Here is a 950-nt window from a genome sequence, read left to right on the forward strand (position 1 = left end):
CCCTCGCGCGGTGGCCGCGCAGCGGCTATGCCGGAAGGAGGCGAGGGGTGCGTCAGGCAGGCGACCAGGGAGCACAGGATGTCCGAGAAGCGATCATGCCGACGAACGGGAGCCGCTTTGCTCCCCTTCGTGACAGCGTCCGCAGCGCTGGCGTTCTACACGCTGCGGTGCCGGCCGAGGCTGCTCACCTGGGGTGCGACGCAGGATGAGATCGCCCGCGTGTACCCCGGCGACGAGCTGGTGCCCGGCCCCGACGGCACCTCGACGATGGCCACCGACCTTCCGGCACCGCCGGAGCAGGTCTGGCCCTGGCTGGCGCAGATGGGGTACGACCGCGGAGGCTGGTACAGCTGGGACTGGCTGGACCACTACGGACACCCCAGCGCGGACCGCATCGTGCCCGAGTGGCAGAAGCTGGAGGAGGGCCAACGCCTCAAGGCCTCTCGTGACGGTACGTACTGGTTCACCGTGGCGCTGCTGGAGCCGGACCGGACCCAGGTGCTTCGCTCGGGCCTGGACCTCTCCGGAGGGCGGTCCTTCGACCCGCAGACCGAGCCCTTGCCACAGGCGCGGCTGGACGGGATCTGGGCGTTCCACCTGCGGCCCGCGCCCTTCGGTGAGTCGCGTCTGGTGGTCCGCACGCGCGGTCGGGGCCGTCCCCGGTGGCTCACGCGGCCTTTCGACCTGACGCTCGGCGAGCCCGCGCACTTCGTCATGCAGACCCGCCAGTTCTACAACCTGCGCACCCGGGTCGGCAGGGAGACATGACCCGGGAGTACCGGGCCTCGCCCGATCCCGTCCGTGTACCCGCATGGCCCTGTGAGGCGGGCCGTAAGCCCCATGGCACCAGGACGTCCCCGGGGTGAGTCTGTAGGGAGCGAGAACGCTGTGGACACCGGGGGGCCAGGGGGTGGTGTGGGGATCGTCGGCGGGGACGGGGCGGCGTCGAG

Annotated in this window: 1 protein-coding gene; it reads left to right on the forward strand. The window is 71.5% G+C overall.

All coding sequences use genetic code 11. From position 1 onward, the window contains the following. The first annotated feature begins 129 nt into the window (after positions 1–129). Complete coding sequence (locus LPA54_RS33000) at positions 130–768, forward strand: hypothetical protein (RefSeq protein WP_228984427.1); 639 nt, start codon at positions 130–132, stop codon at positions 766–768. Positions 769–950: the final 182 nt, after the last annotated feature.

The organism is Streptomyces sp. DH12, assembly GCF_020873895.1.
GTDB lineage: Bacteria > Actinomycetota > Actinomycetes > Streptomycetales > Streptomycetaceae > Streptomyces.